The sequence below is a fragment of the Nocardioides sp. WG-D5 genome, from assembly GCF_054031175.1.
Genome location: NZ_CM132928.1, coordinates 967,452 through 984,060, shown reverse-complemented (window position 1 = coordinate 984,060; position 16,609 = coordinate 967,452). Strand labels below are relative to the sequence as shown.

The 16,609-nt window shown below is 71.3% G+C and carries 14 protein-coding genes; 6 read left to right on the top strand and 8 right to left on the bottom strand.

The genetic code is table 11. From position 1 onward, the window contains the following. Positions 1 to 410: 410 nt before the first annotated feature. Positions 411 to 2,237: a flavin-containing monooxygenase gene (locus tag ACWZJV_RS04845; RefSeq protein ID WP_457180403.1), complete on the bottom strand. Its 1,827-nt coding sequence runs from the start codon at positions 2,235 to 2,237 to the stop codon at positions 411 to 413. Positions 2,238 to 2,344: 107 nt separating this feature from the next. On the opposite strand from ACWZJV_RS04845, the gene ACWZJV_RS04840 reads away from it, so the two are divergent. The 3 genes from ACWZJV_RS04840 to ACWZJV_RS04830 all read left to right on the top strand — a co-directional run bounded on the left by ACWZJV_RS04840 (position 2,345) and on the right by ACWZJV_RS04830 (position 6,718). Continuing rightward, on the top strand, positions 2,345 to 3,526 hold the full coding sequence (locus ACWZJV_RS04840) for a GAF domain-containing protein (RefSeq protein ID WP_457180402.1): 1,182 nt from the start codon (positions 2,345 to 2,347) through the stop codon (positions 3,524 to 3,526). 97 nt (positions 3,527 to 3,623) lie between these two features. Further along, complete coding sequence (locus ACWZJV_RS04835; RefSeq protein ID WP_457180401.1) at positions 3,624 to 4,334, top strand: ABC transporter ATP-binding protein; 711 nt, start codon at positions 3,624 to 3,626, stop codon at positions 4,332 to 4,334. Then, complete coding sequence (locus tag ACWZJV_RS04830; RefSeq protein ID WP_457180400.1) at positions 4,334 to 6,718, top strand: ABC transporter permease; 2,385 nt, start codon at positions 4,334 to 4,336, stop codon at positions 6,716 to 6,718. Before ACWZJV_RS04835 ends, ACWZJV_RS04830 begins: the two co-directional genes overlap by 1 nt. A gap of 133 nt (positions 6,719 to 6,851) precedes the next feature. Here ACWZJV_RS04830 and ACWZJV_RS04825 read toward each other — a convergent pair whose 3' ends face one another. Beyond that, complete coding sequence (locus ACWZJV_RS04825) at positions 6,852 to 7,787, bottom strand: TerC family protein (RefSeq protein WP_457180399.1); 936 nt, start codon at positions 7,785 to 7,787, stop codon at positions 6,852 to 6,854. A 202-nt stretch (positions 7,788 to 7,989) separates the two neighbouring features. On the opposite strand from ACWZJV_RS04825, the gene ACWZJV_RS04820 reads away from it, so the two are divergent. Further along, on the top strand, positions 7,990 to 9,372 hold the full coding sequence (locus ACWZJV_RS04820) for an FAD-binding oxidoreductase (protein WP_457180398.1): 1,383 nt from the start codon (positions 7,990 to 7,992) through the stop codon (positions 9,370 to 9,372). 24 nt (positions 9,373 to 9,396) lie between these two features. Beyond that, the gene (locus tag ACWZJV_RS04815; RefSeq protein ID WP_457180397.1) at positions 9,397 to 10,224 is read left to right on the top strand and encodes a hypothetical protein; all 828 of its coding nucleotides are present in this window, start codon (positions 9,397 to 9,399) and stop codon (positions 10,222 to 10,224) included. Positions 10,225 to 10,227: 3 nt separating this feature from the next. Here ACWZJV_RS04815 and ACWZJV_RS04810 read toward each other — a convergent pair whose 3' ends face one another. The 5 genes from ACWZJV_RS04810 to ACWZJV_RS04790 form a co-directional block, all read right to left on the bottom strand. Continuing rightward, positions 10,228 to 11,931 (bottom strand): copper resistance CopC/CopD family protein, encoded by a 1,704-nt coding sequence (locus ACWZJV_RS04810; protein ID WP_457180396.1) that lies wholly within the window; start codon positions 11,929 to 11,931, stop codon positions 10,228 to 10,230. After that, the gene (locus ACWZJV_RS04805) at positions 11,928 to 12,638 is read right to left on the bottom strand and encodes a YcnI family copper-binding membrane protein (RefSeq protein WP_457180395.1); all 711 of its coding nucleotides are present in this window, start codon (positions 12,636 to 12,638) and stop codon (positions 11,928 to 11,930) included. The genes ACWZJV_RS04810 and ACWZJV_RS04805 overlap by 4 nt, the downstream gene beginning before the upstream one ends. A gap of 65 nt (positions 12,639 to 12,703) precedes the next feature. Next, positions 12,704 to 13,225 (bottom strand): cell division protein FtsQ, encoded by a 522-nt coding sequence (locus ACWZJV_RS04800; protein WP_457181931.1) that lies wholly within the window; start codon positions 13,223 to 13,225, stop codon positions 12,704 to 12,706. A gap of 86 nt (positions 13,226 to 13,311) precedes the next feature. Further along, positions 13,312 to 13,941: a 3-oxoacid CoA-transferase subunit B gene (locus ACWZJV_RS04795; protein ID WP_008358027.1), complete on the bottom strand. Its 630-nt coding sequence runs from the start codon at positions 13,939 to 13,941 to the stop codon at positions 13,312 to 13,314. 1 nt (position 13,942) lies between these two features. Further along, positions 13,943 to 14,707 (bottom strand): CoA transferase subunit A, encoded by a 765-nt coding sequence (locus tag ACWZJV_RS04790; RefSeq protein ID WP_008358026.1) that lies wholly within the window; start codon positions 14,705 to 14,707, stop codon positions 13,943 to 13,945. Positions 14,708 to 14,835: 128 nt separating this feature from the next. Between ACWZJV_RS04790 and ACWZJV_RS04785 the strand changes: the two genes are divergently transcribed. After that, a complete protein-coding gene (locus ACWZJV_RS04785; RefSeq protein WP_008358023.1) occupies positions 14,836 to 15,597 on the top strand; it encodes an IclR family transcriptional regulator in 762 nt (253 codons plus the stop codon). Here the strand turns inward: ACWZJV_RS04785 and ACWZJV_RS04780 are convergent. Further along, positions 15,572 to 16,591 (bottom strand): LLM class flavin-dependent oxidoreductase, encoded by a 1,020-nt coding sequence (locus ACWZJV_RS04780; protein WP_457180394.1) that lies wholly within the window; start codon positions 16,589 to 16,591, stop codon positions 15,572 to 15,574. The genes ACWZJV_RS04785 and ACWZJV_RS04780 overlap by 26 nt on opposite strands. Positions 16,592 to 16,609: the final 18 nt, after the last annotated feature.

The following is a 16,609-nucleotide window of genomic DNA, read 5'->3' as shown; positions in this document are numbered from 1 at the left end:
TCAAGGCGCCTCGAGCCATCTATTTCTGCAGGTCATGCGCCATTTTGCGACGAGCGGACGACATCGTTCCTGTGGATGATAAGTGGCCCGAAGGGCCACCATTCCACCCGCCAGCACCATCTATCCCGGGAGCGAATTCGCTGCGCCACACCGGGGCCGCCGCCCCGATAGCCAGCCAATCTTTTCTCGATCTGGTCCGGAGTCCAGGACCGCCGAAGGCGGCCGGCGAAGCCGGCGCCCGCAGGGCGTCCTTGACGCCGGACCAGATCGAGAAGACCCTCAGGAAAGGGTCGGCGGCCCAGACCAGCCCCGAAGAAACGGTTCGGGACGCGTGGTCTCGACAAGCTCGACCACCGGGGCATCACCTGTCCCGTGAGAGATGGTCTCGACAGGCTCGACCACCGGGCCAGCTAGGACAGATGATGCACCGGCGCCAGGTTGTAGACCGGCGTCTCGATCCCCTCGAACCGGGCCTTGAGCTGCAGCGCGAGGTAGAGCGAGTAGTGGCGCGACTGGTGCAGGTTGCCGCCGTGGAACCACAGCGCCTCCTGCTGGGTCGGCTTCCACATGTTGCGCTGCTCGCCCTCCCAGGGGCCGGGGTCCTTGGTGGTGTCGGAGCCCAGGCCCCAGCACTTCCCGACGCGATCGGCGACCTCCTGGCTGATCAGGTCGGCGGCCCAGCCGTTCATGGAGCCGTAGCCGGTGGCGTACACGACCAGGTCGGCGGGGAGCTCGGTGCCGTCCTCGAGAACGACGGCGGACGAGGTCAGATGCGAGACCTGGCCCTGCGCGAGCTTGACCGACCCGTCGGCGACCAGCTCGGCCGAGCCCACGTCGATGTAGTAGCCCGAGCCGCGGCGCAGGTACTTCATGAACAGCCCCGAGCCGTCGTCGCCCCAGTCGTGCCGGAACCCGGCCTTCTCCAGGCGTGCGTAGAAGTCGGCGTCGCGTTCGGCCATCTGCTGGTAGAGCGGGATCTGGAACTCGTGCATGATCCGGTAGGGGAGCGAGGCGAAGACCAGGTCGGCCTTCTCCGTGGTCATCCCGGAGGCGACCGCGCGCTCGGAGTAGAGGTCGCCGAGGCCGATGTCCATCAGGGTGTCGCTCTTCACGATGTGGGTCGAGGACCGCTGCACCATCGTCACGTCGGCGCCGTGCTCGAACAGCGCGCCGCAGATGTCGAAGGCGGAGTTGTTGGATCCGATCACGACCACCCGCTTGCCCTCGTACGCATCCGGACCTGGGTGCTGGGAGGAGTGGTGCTGCTCGCCCTCGAAGATGTCCATGCCGGGCAGGTCGGGGATGTTCGGCTTGCCCGACATCCCGGTGGCCATGATGAGCTGCTTCGGGTGGAGGGTGATCTCCTCCCCGCCACGCGTGACGTTGACCGTCCACTCCCCGTCCTCATCGGAGTAGGAGGCGCTGGTCGCCGTGGTCGAGGACCAGTACGGCACCTCCATCACCTTGACGTAGGACTCCAGCCAGTCGCCGATCTTGTCCTTGGGCGCGAAGACCGGCCAGTTGTCGGGGAACTTCAGGTAGGGCAGGTGGTCGTACCAGACCGGGTCGTGCAGGCACAGCGACTTGTAGCGGCCGCGCCACTGGTCACCGGGCCGCTCGTAGCGGTCGATCACGAGCGACGGCACGCCGAGCTGGCGCAGCCGCGCACCGAGCGCGATGCCGCCCTGCCCGCCACCGATGACCACCACGTACGGCTGCTCGGTCAGGCCCAGCGTCTCCGCCTCGGCCTGCCGCTTCTCGGCCCAGGTGACCCGGTCGCGGTTGACGCCGTGCTCGGCACCCTTCGGGCGACGTTCGCCGCGGGGCTCCTCGTGGCCCTTGAGCTCGTAGAGCGTGGTCAGGAAGGTCCATGCCTTGGGGCGGTCACTCTCGACCTTGAGCCGCAGCAGCCCGCGGCCGCGGCCGATGGCGGTCTCGAACGTGAACCACGCGGTGGTCACCCCGTCCGCGGTCGTCTCGGGCTCCTCGAGCGCGAAGCCGGAGGGATCGACCCGTTCCAGCGTGGCCGAGAGCAGGTCGGTGACCCCGGTGGGGTCCTCGACGGTGGTGATGTTCCAGGAGAAGGCGACCAGGTCGCGCCAGAAGCTCTTGGTGGCGAACATGCCGGCGGCCCGGGGGATGTCGCGCGCCTTCAGGGCGGCTTCGAAGTCGGTGAGCCAGGTCTGCGCCGGACCGCTCTGCACGGCCGCGGGAGGGGGTTCGAGTGTCTGCGTCATGGCACCAGCACACCGCCGCGCGGGCGCCGGAGAAAGGGTTGCAACGGATTGCATGTGGCGCGGGTCACAGCAATGCACCTACCCTCGGAGGCGGAGGTGGACGCCAGATGACAGTGACCGGAGCAGTGCCGGCGGGAGCAGACCTGCCGCGCCTCGCCCGCGACCTCGTACGCGTCCACGACGCCGTCCTGTCCGGCAGCCGCCCGCCGAGCACACCCAGGATCCTGGTCGAGCGCTCCTGGCGCCGCGTGATGAGCATGGGCCTGGAGCCCGGCAGCAGCAACGGCCGACGTACGCCGTCAGCGGCCGAGTGCGCGGCCAGGAGAGCCCGCTCGCCGCTGGCGACGGTGATCGGCGACCTGCGGGCGGTGCTGACCTCGGCGGCGGATGCTGCGACGTACCTGATGGTGGTCACCGACGCCGAGGGTGTGGTGCTGTGGCGCGAGGGGTCGGCGCGGGTGCTCAAGATCGCCGACCAGCTCGGCTTCGTCGAGGGCGCGCTGTGGACCGAGCGCGCGGTCGGCACCAACGCCATCGGCACGGCACTGGCGGAGGCGGCCCCGGTCGAGCTCTTCTCCGCGGAGCACTTCGAGCAGGCCCAGCATCCCTGGTACTGCACCGCCGCCCCGATCCACGACCCCCGCACCGGAGCACTGCTCGGTGTCGTCGACGTCAGCGGGCCCGCGCTGACCCTGCACCCGGCGATCGGCGCCCTGGTCGAGAGCGCGGTGCGCCTGGCCGAGATGAGCCTGTGGCGCCACCACCAGGAGTGGCTCGAGCGGCTGCGCCGCGAGACCGACCATGTCGTCTCCGCCGTCGAGGGGCCGCTGCTGGTCGTCGACGACGACGGCTGGGTCGCCCACCACGCCGGCATGGCCGCCCGCGACCGGATCGCGGCACCCCGGCGGGACAAGATGCTGACCGTCCCGGGCCTGGGCCTGTGCCTGCCCGAGCGGGTCGGCGAGCGGGGTTGGCTGGTCCGGCCCACCTCGTCCGGCTCGGGAAATCTGACCGCCCGGCTCGATCCGGACGGCACCCTGGAGGTCGTCTCGGAGTCGGGCAGCTGGCGCACGACGCTGACCCGGCGCCACGTCGAGATCCTCACCCTCGTGGACCGGGCCGGTCCACAGGGCCTCACCGCCCGCGGGCTCAGCGAGGCCGTCTTCGGCGACGCCGAGCACATCGTCACCGTCCGTGCCGAGGTCTCCCGGCTGCGCCGCTCGATCGGCGCCCTGGTCTCGACCAACCCCTACCGCCTGGCCGACGGAGTGACGTTGACCCGGGGATGACCCTGAGCCGACCCTTGCCGATCAACCCCAGGTCGTACGCCGGGATCAGCCCCCAGCCCGATGTGGGCTGACGCCTCGCGACGAGAGGCTCTGGGGCATGACACAGACCTCTGTTCCCACGATGACGGCCGCCGCCCGAGCGGTGGGCCTGACCAAGACCTACGGCAAGGGTGCCACCGAGGTGCATGCGCTGCGCGGGGTCGACCTCGAGATCCGCCGCGGCGCCTTCACCGCGATCATGGGCCCGAGCGGCTCGGGCAAGTCGACGCTGATGCACTGCCTGGCCGGGCTGGACCGTCCGACCTCGGGTGAGGTGGTGGTCGCGGGCCAGCCGCTGGAGAACCTCAACGACGACCAGCTGACCGTCTTCCGCCGGGAGAACGTCGGCTTCGTCTTCCAGGCGTTCAACCTGCTGCCGATGCTGACCGCCGGCCAGAACATCCAGCTCCCGCTGGAGCTGGCCGGCAAGCGGGTGACCGACGAGACCCGCGCCCGGGCGCAGATGATCGCCGACACCCTCGGCATCGGCAAGCGCCTGGGCCACAAGCCCTCCGAGCTATCCGGCGGCCAGCAGCAGCGCGTGGCGATCGCCCGTGCGCTCGTCACCCAGCCCGCGATCCTGTTCGCCGACGAGCCCACCGGAAACCTCGACTCCGATACCTCGGCCGAGGTGCTCGACCACCTCCGGCGCAGCGTCCGCGAGCTCGGCCAGACCGTGGTCATGGTGACCCACGAGGCCTCCGCCGCTGCGTACGCCGACGAGATCGTCACCGTCAAGGACGGGCACATCGAAGGGGTGACGCGCTGATGCGGACGGTGTTGTTCGCATCCCTGCGAACCTACGCCCGCCGATACGCCGCGGCCGTGGTGGCGGTCGTCGCCGCGGTCGCGCTGATCGTGGTCACCAACGCGCTGACCTCGGCGACGAAGTCCGGCCTGTTCGCCGGCATCGACGCGCCGTTCCGGAACGCGGTCGGTGCGGTCGACTTCCCGAGCGAGGAGGTCACCGAGAAGTACGTCGAGAAGGGCGGCTGGGCGCTGGCCGCCTCGATGCAGCCGGTCCGGACCGAGAAGACCATGCTCGGCCAGGAGATCATGGTCGGCGCGGTCTCCACCGAGAAGCGCTGGCAGTGGCAGGAGCTCGAGTCGGGCCGGTTCCCGACCCGCGCCGGCGAGGCCGTCGTCGACGCCAACGCCGCCAAGACCAACAAGGTCGCCATCGGCGACACCCTGAAGGTCGGCACCGGGAAGTCGGCGGTCGAGACGACCGTGGTCGGTCTCGTGGACGCACCGTCGATGTGGTCCGCGCCGGTCTACGTCACCTGGCCCGAGATGCAGGGCTGGAAGAACCAGTACGTCCAGACCGTGATGACCGCCGGCACCGGCGACGAGGCCGACAAGTGGATGAACACCGACGACTACCTCACCGAGCTGCAGACCCAGCTCAACAAGGAGGTCAACGTCGTCGCGTACATGGTCCTGATCTTCGCCTTCATCGCGCTGTTCGTCTCCGTGCTGGTCATCACCAACACCTTCTCGATCCTGTTCGCCCAGCGGATGCGCGACTTCGCGCTGCTGCGGGCGATGGGCGCCACGAAGCGCCAGGTCCTGAGGTCGGTACGCCGCGAGGCGCTCGCCCTCGGCCTGCTCGCCTCGCTGCTCGGCCTGGTCGTCGGCGCCGTCCTCGGCTGGGGGATCGTCGCGGTGGTGCGGCAGCTCGCCGAGACCGCGCCGCTGGGCGACGTCTCGCTGGAGTGGCCGTGGCTCCTCAGCGCCTTCGTCCTCGGCACCCTCACCACGCTGGTCGCCTCCTGGCTGCCCACCCGCCGCCTGATGCGGCTCAGCCCGCTGGCCGCGCTGCGCCCGCAGGAGGGCTTCGACGTGCGCGGCGCCGGCATGTTCCGGCTCGGGCTGGGCGGTCTCGCGACCCTGGCCGGTATCGCGATCATCTTCGTGGCCGTCGGCTGGGACGACGCGCAGACCGGGATGCTGATCGTGCTGGTCGGCTGCGGGGTCACGTTCATCGGCGTGATGCTCCTCGGACCGGCCCTGGTGCCGGGTCTGGTGCGGATCGCCGGGTCGGCCCTGGCGCGGGTCGCCGGATCGCCGGCGAAGCTGGCCGCGGCCAACGCCGGACGCAACCCGAAGCGCACCGCCGCCACCGCGGCCTCGCTGCTGGTCGGCGTCACGCTCACCACCGGCGTACTCACCGGGATGAACACCATCCGGGCCGCCACGCTGGACGAGATGGCGAAGCAGCACCCGATCGACATCGCGCTGCAGGCCGAGTCCGCACCGCTGGCCGACTCGGTCCTCGGGGACGCGAAGGCGGTCCCGGGCGTCGCGGACGCGGTCGCCGTACCGGGTGCGCTGGCCTCGGTCGAGGCCGACGGCAAGCCCGTCCCGGTGCCGGTCGTCGCCCCGCCCGCGGGCGACATCGCGATGAAGGACCTCACCGTGAAGCCGGGCACGATGGTGGTCTCGCCGGTCGCCGCCTCGACCTTCGTGGAGGACTCCTTCGAGGCGTCGGGGGAGAAGGTCGAGCTGGTCGTCGGTGACCGGAGGGTCACCGTGACCCTGGACGTACGCGAGATCGACGGTGCCGCGCAGATCTCCGCGGCCACGCTGCGCGAGCTGACCGCCGACCCGCAGACGTACGCCGTCTGGGTCCGCGCCGACGCCGGAGCCGACCCGGAGGACCTGGCGGGGGCACTCGGGGTGCTCGCGCCGGACGCCGAGCTGATCAACGGCAAGGCTCAGCGTGCCTGGGTCGAGCTCCAGCTGGACGTGTTCACCTGGGCGGTGATCGGGCTGCTGGCGATCTCGGTGCTGATCGCGCTGGCGGGCATCGCCAACACCCTGGGCCTCTCGGTGCTCGAGCGTGGTCGTGAGCACGCGCTGCTGCGGGCCCTGGGCCTGACCAAGCGTCAGCTGCGGCGGACGCTGGCCGCCGAGGCGGTGCTGCTCTCCGCGGTCGCCGCCGTGGTCGGCACGGCGCTGGGCGTCTTCTTCGCCTGGGGCGGCAGCGAGATCCTCATCGGTGACATGCTGCCCGACGCCAGCTTCGACCCGCCGGTGCTGCAGCTGATCGGTGTCGTGGTCGTCGCCGGCGTGGCCGGCCTGGTCTCCTGCGTGGTGCCCTCCAAGCGGGCCACCAGGGTCAGCCCGGCGGAGGGACTCGCGCTGGACTGACCCCGGTCGGGACTGTGTTGGTCTCGACACGGACTCGTTCGTTCCTCACGAGTCCGGCTCGACCGACGGGATGGCCCGTCGGTCGAGCCGCGAGGCCGCCCGCGGCCGAGCGTGTCGAGACCAACACGGTCGCCTACTTGTTCGTCTTCTCCAGGTCCTTGGTCTCCTCCTGAGCCTCCGTGCGCGCGGAGGCGATCAGGCTGGTGGTGACCGTGACGGCGAGGATGCCGACGATGATCACCAGCGAGAGCCACGTCGGCACGACCGGGACACCGTCCCAGTGGCCGTGGGCCCAGTGCAGGCCGAGCTTCACGCCGATGAAGGCGAGGATCGCGGCCAGACCGTAGGAGAGGTGGACCAGCTTGGACAGCGCGCCCTCGAGCACGAAGTAGAGGGCTCGCAGGCCGAGCAGGGCGAACGCGTTGGTGGCGAAGACGAGGTAGGGGTCGCCGGTGATGCCGTAAACCGCCGGCACCGAGTCGATCGCGAAGATGATGTCGGTGGCGAAGATGGCGAGCACCACGATGGCCATCGGCTTCAGGCCGATCTTGCGGCCGATGCGTACGGCCAGCATCTCGTCGGGGTCGACCTTCTGGTCGTGGCCCTGCAGCGCCTCGATGAAGATCTTCGCGGCGGTGACCAGCAGGATCGCACCGAAGATCAGGAAGACGATGTCCCACTGGGACAGCGCCGCGGCGCCCAGGGCGATGAAGATGCCGCGCAGCACGAGCGCGCCGACGATGCCGAAGAGCAGCACCTTCTGCTGCAGGTGGCGTGGCACCGCGAAGGCCGCGAGCAGCAGCATGAAGACGAACAGGTTGTCGACGCTGAGCGACTTCTCGACGATGTAGCCGGTGTAGTACTCGAACCCGGTCTGGCTGCCGTGGGCGTTCCAGACCCAGACGCCGAAGGCGAGCGGAAGCGCGATGTAGAAGGCCGACCAGCCGATGGCCTCCTTCATGGAGACGTCGTGGGGCTTGCGGGTCAGGACGAAGTCGAGGGCGATCAGCACCACGACGGCGGCGATGGTGACGGCCCACAGGGTGGGCGTGGCGATGGAATGCAGCATGCAGGGTCCTCAGGCGTGTCGATGAAACGTCTGAGGTCTCCCTCACCCCGGATCGGGGTGTCATTCCGGGACGGTGTCGGCACCGACGTACTGACCGGAATGAACTTGGTGAGGTACTCCCCTCGAGGTAAAGCGTATCGGTAACGCCGAACGGGTGTGCAAATCGTGGTCAAGGACGTCGGCCGGACGACACAATGGCGCGATGACGACGGAGTCACAGCCTTCCCTGGTCGACGACCTCTCCGCCAGCGTCTCCGAGGTGGTGACCGACGAGCTCTCGCTGCTGGCCGCCTCGACCGACCGGTCCGGATCGGTCGCCGCCGGTCTCCCGCTCGCCGTGGTGAGGGCCCACAGCGTCGCGGACGTCCAGGCGGCGATGCGGGTGGCCTCGGCACACCGGGTGCCGGTCGTCCCGCGGGGCACGGGCACCGGGCTGGCCGGGGGAGCGGTGGCCGGCGCCGGTCACCTCGTCGTCGACCTGTCCGCGATGGACCGGATCCTCGAGCTCGACCCGGTCGACGAGCTGGCGGTCGTCGAGCCCGGTGTGCTCACCGCACGGCTGGACGCGGCGGCCGCCGAGGCGGGCCTGAGGTACGCACCCGACCCGGCCTCCGCGGCGATCTGCTCGATCGGCGGCAACATCGCGACCAACGCCGGCGGGCTGCGGTGCGTGAAGTACGGCGTCACCCGGGAGGCGGTCCTGGGCCTCGACGTCGTCCTCGCCGACGGCACCCTGATCCACACCGGCCGGCGCACCATGAAGGGCGTCGCCGGGCTCGACCTCACCGCCCTCTTCGTCGGCTCGGAGGGCACCCTGGGCGTCGTCGTCGGGGCGACCCTGAGGCTCAGGCCACGGCCGGTCTCCACGCTGACGGCGTCCGCTGCGTACGCCTCGGTGGCGGCGGCCGCACGCGCCTGTGCCGGGGTCGCCGCCGCCCGGCGGCTGCCGTCGATGCTGGAGCTCATCGACCGGCGCTGTCTCGAGGCGATCGACCGGTTCGCGGGCACCTCGTATGCCGTCCGCGGTGATGCGCTGGTGATCGCCCAGGCCGACGGGCCCGCGGCGGAGTCGGAGATCGAGGCGATCGCGGCCGTGCTCGGCAAGGAGGCCACCTGGATCGAGCAGGGTGTCGACGAGGACTCCTCCGACCGTCTCGTCGCGACCCGTCGTCAGGTCCTGCCGGCCATCGAGGCCGAGGGTGCCTTTTTCATCGAGGACATCTGCGTGCCCCGCTCCCGGCTCGCCGAGGCGGTGGAGCGGATCTCCGGGATCGCGGACCGCCACGGCGTACGCATCTACACCCTCGCCCACGCCGGCGACGGCAACCTCCACCCGGTCATCGGCTGGGACCCTTCGCCCGGTGACGTCCCGGGCGTGATGCCGCCGGCGGAGACCGCCGCGGGCGACGAGATCTTCGGGCTCGCCCTCGAGCTCGGTGGCACCACCACCGGCGAGCACGGGGTCGGCCGGCTCAAGCGCAGCTGGCTCGAGCCCGAGCTCGGGGCCGACTCGATCGACGTCCAGCACCGGATCAAGGCGGCCCTGGACCCGCTGGGGATTCTCAATCCTGGTGTCGGGTTCTGACCAGCGCCATGACACCCTTTACCCGTGCGTGTCGGAATTGCTGCTGTCGTTCTGTGTCTCGGTCTTGCGGTCACCCTGATCGCCTGCGGCGGCGAGCCGGAGGCAGCCGACCCCACCTCGACCCCGAGCGTGGCGACGGTCGTGACCGAGATCGAGGGCGCCGACGGCACGTCTGCGACCGCGGGCGGCTACACGCTCGGTGACGTCCGGCTGCCGGCCGAGGCGGGCACCCCGGGCACGGTGAGCTTCACGATCACCAAGGACGGTGACCCCGTCACCGACTACATCGAGGAGCAGACCAAGGACCTCCACCTCTACGTCGTCCGCGACGACCTGGAGGTCTTCCGCCACCTGCACCCGACCCAGGGTGAGCCCGGTGCCTGGTCCGGCGACCTGACCCTGCCGGCCGGCGGCACCTACCGGGTGGTCGTCGAGTTCGCCGCCCGGACCCCCGACGGCAAGGGGGACCAGGCGATGCTCGGCGCGACGGCGGAGGTCGCGGGGCCGGCCGAGGTGGACGTACCGGGCTCCGACGACGGCACCGTGATCGCCGCGCTGGAGGAGACCCCGAAGCCCGGGATCGACCAGGAGATCGGTGTCCTGCTCTCCGACCCGGCCGGCAAGCCGGTCAACCTCGGCACCTACCTCGGCGTCTACGCCCACGTCACCGCGTTCAGCCGCGAGACCGGCGAGGTCATCCACCTGCACCCGCTCGGCGGCCCCGAGAACGGCGAGGACGGCACCCGCCTCGGCATCCACGTGAAGCCGCCGAAGGCGGGTGACTACGTCTTCTTCGTGCAGGCGCGCGTCGACGGGATGATCCACACGCTCCGGCTCCCGGTCACTGTCTGACGGTCACTGTCTGACGGGGAACTCCAGCACGCCCAGCGGGCTCTCGAACTCACCGAGCCGCAGCCCGACGGTGGCCTCCCAGGTGCCGCCCTTGGGCAGCACGACGTCGGCCTCCCAGGTGCCTGCGCCGACCGACCGCAGGCCGAGACTGCCCAGGTCGACGTCGCCCGAGCGCAGCTTGGCGGTCGGGACCGCGGCCGCCTCGACCGGCTCGCCGGCCGCGTCCTGGATCTGCAGCCGGAGCACGTTCGGTCCCGGACCCGCGGGGGTCAGGGTCGCGTAGACCCGGTGGTCGTCACCGAGCTCCGCGGCCTGGGTGTTGGTCCGCGCGACCGCGGCCGTGCCGGCCCCGGTCGAGCCGGCGCCCGCCTGGGGCGGCTGGTCGACCAGGAAGCCGGTGACGCCGAGGACGACGACGAGCACGCCCGCCTCCATCAGCACCGCGCGGCGCAGCATCGAGCCCGCCTCGACGGTGTCGTCGTGGCCGGCCGCCTGGCGGACGCGGGGGAGGACCAGCAGCCGGTTGCCGGCCGCCATCACCGCGACCGCGACGACCAGGGCGATCTTGGTCATCAGCAGCGTGCCGTAGGTGCTGTTGAGCAGGTTGTCCCAGGAGCCGAGGATCCGCCAGCCCATCAGCACCCCGGAGACCGCGAGCGCGGCCAGGGACGCGGCCGCGAGCGTGGAGAAGCGGGTGACGATCTCGGCCGCGACCGCGCCGCGCCGGGTGATCAGCGGCAGGGTCAGCGCGAGACCGACCAGACCGCCGAGCCAGAGCGCACCGGCGACGAGGTGGAGGACGTCGGTGATCGTGACCAGCCAGGCGGGTACGACCGCGCGCGAGTGGCCGACCAGGGCCGGTGCGCAGATCGCGACCAGTCCGGCGGCGGCGGCCAGGCGAGGACGTTCGCGCAGGGCGAGCGCGGCCGCGATGCCGAGGATCCCGACCAGCGCGCTGAGCCACTCCTTGCCGACCGAGGCCGGCGACCAGGCGTCGAAGGTGAGGATCGCGCCCGGTCCGCTCTCGCTCTGCAGTGCACCGCTGGCCGGTGCCAGGGCCACCAGCGCGACCACGGCGACCATGCCGGCGAGGATCTGGACGCGCTGGACCCGGGTGATGGCGCGGTCGGGGACGCGGTGCTCCCCGACGATCACCGCGCGGAACCAGACCAGGCCCACGACCAGCAGCAATGCTGCGTACTGGAGGAACTGGAGGACCCCGTGGATCACGGCCGTCGCCCGCGACGGCTCCGTGGACGGCGGCGGGGCGACGCTGAGGCTCGGGGCACCGACCGCGAAGGTCAGCGAGCCCGAGATCGGGTGGCCGTCGGCGGAGACCGCCCGCCAGGCGACGACGTAGGTGCCGTCGCCGAGGCTGCTCGCCTTCGCGAGCGCGATCTCCATCTCGGTGCCGCTCGCGGTCGCCTCGGAGGTCACCTCCTGACCCTTCGCGTCGTAGACCGTCACGCCCGCCGGAGGCAGCGTCACCGCCTCGTCGAAGGTGAAGGTGATCGTCTCCGGCGCTTGTTCGAGGACCGCCCCCTCCTCGGGGTCGGTGCCGATCAGCGAGGCGTGCGCCTGTGCGGGGGAGATGCCGAGCATGACCGCGTACGCAGCGGCAGCAAGCACCACCAGCAGCCGAACCAGGCCGCGCCGGCCCGGGCCCCGGTGGTCGGGGCCGGGCCGGCGCGTCAGGGGAGCACTCACGCCTTACGACGCCCCAGCGCGAGGGCGGTCGAGCCCGCGATCAGGCCGAGGATGCCGGCGCCGGCGCCGACACCGCCCCACAGGTTGCTGTCGTCGTCCTCGGTCTCCACGGCAGCGGCCGGCTCGGCCTTCTCCGCGGACTCCTCGGCGCCGTGGCCGTGGCCGTCCTCGGCCTCCGCCGCGGTGACCTCGAAGGACGGGGCCGGGCTCTCGGGCTCCTCCGTGGCACCCTCGGGGGTCTCCTCGATCCAGGCGGTCTCGCCCTTCTCGCAGGTCTGGACCGTCGGAAAGGCGAGGGTGCCCTCCTTCTCCGGCAGCTGCAGGGAGACCTCGAAGGCGTCGCGCTGGCCGTCGGGCAGCGGGGTCTTCGCGGTGTAGACGATGGTCGCGTCGCGCTCGGTCAGCTCGTTGCCGTGGGCGTCCTTGATCGGCTCGGCGAGCTTCTCGGTGGTGACCTTCACGTCGTAGAACGGCTGGCGCGTGGGGGTGACCGTGTTGATCCCCTCCGGCACCTGGATGGTGATCTTGTTGGTCGGGGAGCCTTCGCAGCCGTGGCCGACGCTGAAGGTCAGCACCGTGTAGGCGCCGGCGGCTGTCTCGGTCGGGGTGACCGTAACGTGCGCGGAGGCCGGGGCGGCGACCAGGAACGTGATGGCCGCGGCAGCGATGGCGGGCGCGCCGAGGCGCGCGAGGGTACGTCGAGACATGGTTGATGCTTTCTGTGGAGTGTCTGCATGGTCGGGCGCGGGTGCCCGGGTGTCGGGTCGGGTCCTCAGGCGAGGACCGGCGGCCCGCGGCCGGCAGCGACGTACGTCCACAGGTGGTTGCGCAGAACGATCGTCTGCGTCAGGGGGAGAAGACGGAGCGGGATCGGGGTCCGCGGCGTCGTGAGCGCCCGGGAGATGACCTGCCAGGCCCGGCGGTGCAGCAGCCAGACGACGACGGTGAGCACCGCGGCCGCGGCGTGCGCGACCAGCATCGAGGAGTCGCCCCCGCCGGTCGAGTGCGCGTGGGCGGCCGGGGCTGCGTACGCCTCGAAGGCCTCGTGCATCCCCAGCTGCGCCGCCCCGGCCAGCACCGCCCCCAGGACGATCCCGACTCGTCGCTGCAGCACCACGACGCCTGCTCCGAAGGCAGCGAAAGCCGTCGCCACCAGCCACAACGCGTCCGGCAGCTCCCCGCCGCCGGCCAGGTGGGCCAGGCTGGACCCGGTGGTGATCTCCACCGCCGCGAGCAGCGCCAGCCACACGCTCCCGCGCGTCGGCCGCACCACCCTCAGATCCACGCCGGACATTGTCGCAGACATGCCGAGCCGTCACGTACGTCGGCCGAGACGTCACACCCGTGACGTCTCGGCCGACGCGGCTGACCTCTCGGCGGTCAGCGGAGGATCGGCGGCTCGGTCTTCTCCTCGACCTCGTTGAGCGTGACACCCGGGGCGAGCTCGACGAGGCGCAGGCCCTCGGGAGTGATGTCGAGGACGCACAGGTCGGTGATGATGCGCTGCACCACACCGAGGCCGGTGTAGGGGAGCGAGCACTCCTCGACGATCTTGTAGGAGCCGTCGCGGGCGACGTGCTCCATCAGCACGACGACCTTCTTGGCGCCGTGGACGAGGTCCATCGCGCCGCCCATGCCTTTGACCATCTTGCCGGGGATCATCCAGTTGGCCAGGTCGCCGCCCTTCGAGACCTGCATGGCCCCGAGGATCGCGGCGTCGATCTTGCCGGAGCGGATCATCCCGAAGCTGGTGGCCGAGTCGAAGAAGCTCGCCCCCTTGCGGACGGTGACCGTCTCCTTGCCCGCGTTGATCAGGTCGGGGTCGACGGCGTCCTCGGTCGGGTAGGCGCCGGTGCCGAGGATGCCGTTCTCGCTCTGCAGCACCAGCTCGACGTCGTCGGGGACGTAGTTGGGCACCAGCGTCGGCAGCCCGATCCCGAGGTTGACGTAGTCGCCGTCGGAGAGCTCCGCGGCGGCGCGGGCGGCCATCTCTTCACGTGTCCATGCCATCTCAGCGGACCGTCCTCTTCTCGATGCGCTTGTCGGCGGCCTGTTCGGGGGTCAGGGGCACGACACGGTGGACGTAGACCCCGGGGAGGTGGACGTCGTTCGGCGGGATCTCGCCGGGCTCGACGAGCTCCTCGACCTCCGCGATCGTGATCTGGCCGGCCATCGCGGCCAGCGGGTTGAAGTTGCGGGCGGAGTCCTTGAACAGGAGGTTGCCGTGGCGGTCGCCCTTCCACGCGCGGACGATGCCGAAGTCGGCGACGATCGCCTCCTCGAGCACGAACTCCTGCTCGCCGTTGCGGGTCTCGAAGGTCATCACCGGCTTCTCCGGCGAGGTCTTGATGACGTTGCCGGCGTCGTCGTACTTCCACGGCAGCCCGCCCTGCGCCACCTGAGTGCCGACGCCGGTGCGGGTGTAGAACGCGGCGATGCCGGAGCCGCCCGCGCGCATCCGCTCGGCCAGCGTGCCCTGCGGGGTCAGCTCGACCTCGAGGTCGCCGGAGAGGTACTGCCGCGCGAACTCCTTGTTCTCACCGACGTACGACGCGACGACCCGGCGCAGGCGCCCGGCGCCGAGCAGCAGGCCCAGGCCCCAGTCGTCGACGCCCGCGTTGTTGGAGACCACCTCGAGGTCGGTCACGCCCGCCTCGAGGATTGCGTTGATGAGCACCGAGGGGATGCCGCACAACCCGAAGCCGCCGACCGTGAGGGTCGCTCCGTTCGGGATGTCCGCGACCGCCTCGGCGGCTGAGGAGATGACCTTGTCCATGACGATCAGTCAAGGGCGGGTCCGTCGCTCGGTCAATAGATGATCGCGAGTTCACGCTCGATCTTTCGTTGAACGACCCCACTGCCGCAGAGGCGTTCACTGAGTGGACGTCGTCTATCGTACGTCTCATGGAACCCGGTCCCAGCGTGATCCGCCGCAGCGCGCACCTGCTGCGGCTGCTCGCCGCGCGCGAGCCGGAAGGCGCGACGACCACCCAGCTCGCGACGACCGCCGCCATCCCGCGCCCGACCGCCCACCGGCTGCTGAGCACGCTGCAGGAGGAGGGGCTGGTCGAGCGCGACAACACCACCGGCGCCTGGCACCTGGGGCCGGAGTGCTTCCTGCTCGGCGCCGCCGCGACCACCCGCCACGACATCACGCCGGCGGCCCGGGCAGCGGTGCTGCGCATCGCCCGCGAGACGGGGGAGAGCGCGTTCTTCTCCATCCGGCGTGGCGACGAGACCGTCTGCGTCCTGCGCGAGGACGGCAGCTTCCCGATCCGCTCCCACGTGCTCCACGAGGGCATCCGGTTCCCGCTCGGCGTCGCCTCGGCCGGCCTGGCGATCCTGGCGCTCATGCCCGAGTCGCGCCGCGAGGCCTACCTCGCCCGCACCGACCTCGTGCCCGCCTACGGCGAGGAGCACTCGGCGTCCGCTCTGCGGAAGCGCATCGCCGCGACCCGCGAGCGCGGCTTCGCGGTCAACCCCGGCCTGATCGTGGTCGGCAGCTGGGGCCTGGGCGCCGCCGTCTTCGACGCCCACGGGCAGCCCTACGGTGCGCTGAGCATCACCGGCATCGAGGCCCGCCTCGCGCCCCCGCGCCAGGCCGAGCTCGGCCGCCTCCTCCTGGAGGCCGCCCACATGCTCAGCTCTGGTTCGGAACCGCGGTGATGATCCCCGCGGTCATGATCTGGGCGAGCGCGGCGTCGGAGGCGAGCTGGGCGTCGCGGTCGTAGGTCGAGGTGAAGGCGAGGAGCTCGTCGGCTCCGGTGGTCTCGGCCAGCCGGTCGAGGCGGCGCCGGACGGTGTCGGCGGAGCCGGCGGTGGTCCGGGCGAGATGCGCCTCGACCCGCTCACGGAGCTGGTTCGACCAGGTCTGCGACCGGATCGCCGCGACCGGCTCGAGCGGACCGAACTCGCCGGTCTGCCGCGACCGGGCCATCGCCCATGCCTCCGGCAGCGCGAGCTCGGCGGCCTCGGCGTCGGTGTCGGCGACGAGCACGTCGACGGAGACCATCACCGAGGGCTCGGCAGCCCGCGAAGAGGGCCGGAAGTCCTTCCGGTACGCCCCGAGGACCTCGTCCAGCCGAGGGCTGTCGAGCACCGGACCGCCCACGACCACCGGCAGGCCGAGCTTCGAGGCGAGCGCGACACCGTGCCCGGTCGCGAGCACGAACATCGGGATCTGCTGGGCGGCCGCAGGCCGCGCGGTGACCGCCGCGGTGCGGTCGAGGTAGCCGCGGAGCTCCTCGATGTCCTCGGCGAAGGTGTCCGGGTCGTCGAGATCCTGGCGCAGGGCGCGGCGTACGGGTGCGGTGAAGCCCAGCGTGCGCCCCAGGCCGAGGTCGATGCGGCCGGGGTAGAGCGCGTCGAGCATGAGGAACTGCTCGGCCACGACCAGCGGCTGGTGGTGCGGCAGCATCACCCCGCCCGACCCGAGCCGGATCGTGGAGGTGTGCGCGCCGAGCGCACCGATCAGCACCGGCGGCGCCCCCGACGCGATCCCCGGCACCGCATGGTGCTCGGCGACCCAGAACCGGTGGTAGCCGAGCCGCTCGGCGGCCACCGCCCGCTCGATCGTGTGGGTCAGCGCAGCGCCTTCGGGATAGCCCGTCCGCGTACGGGAGCGGTCCAGCATGGAGAGCCTCACACCAGGCTCAACCACGCCGGACCCCTAACAGTT

Coding starts and splice junctions, on each gene's coding strand:
- ACWZJV_RS04845 (WP_457180403.1), bottom strand. CDS start 2,237: ATGACGCAGACACTCGAACCCCCTCCCGCGGCCGTGCAGAGCGGTCCG.
- ACWZJV_RS04840 (WP_457180402.1), top strand. CDS start 2,345: ATGACAGTGACCGGAGCAGTGCCGGCGGGAGCAGACCTGCCGCGCCTC.
- ACWZJV_RS04835 (WP_457180401.1), top strand. CDS start 3,624: ATGACACAGACCTCTGTTCCCACGATGACGGCCGCCGCCCGAGCGGTG.
- ACWZJV_RS04830 (WP_457180400.1), top strand. CDS start 4,334: ATGCGGACGGTGTTGTTCGCATCCCTGCGAACCTACGCCCGCCGATAC.
- ACWZJV_RS04825 (WP_457180399.1), bottom strand. CDS start 7,787: ATGCTGCATTCCATCGCCACGCCCACCCTGTGGGCCGTCACCATCGCC.
- ACWZJV_RS04820 (WP_457180398.1), top strand. CDS start 7,990: ATGACGACGGAGTCACAGCCTTCCCTGGTCGACGACCTCTCCGCCAGC.
- ACWZJV_RS04805 (WP_457180395.1), bottom strand. CDS start 12,638: ATGTCTCGACGTACCCTCGCGCGCCTCGGCGCGCCCGCCATCGCTGCC.
- ACWZJV_RS04800 (WP_457181931.1), bottom strand. CDS start 13,225: ATGTCCGGCGTGGATCTGAGGGTGGTGCGGCCGACGCGCGGGAGCGTG.
- ACWZJV_RS04795 (WP_008358027.1), bottom strand. CDS start 13,941: ATGGCATGGACACGTGAAGAGATGGCCGCCCGCGCCGCCGCGGAGCTC.
- ACWZJV_RS04790 (WP_008358026.1), bottom strand. CDS start 14,707: ATGGACAAGGTCATCTCCTCAGCCGCCGAGGCGGTCGCGGACATCCCG.
- ACWZJV_RS04785 (WP_008358023.1), top strand. CDS start 14,836: ATGGAACCCGGTCCCAGCGTGATCCGCCGCAGCGCGCACCTGCTGCGG.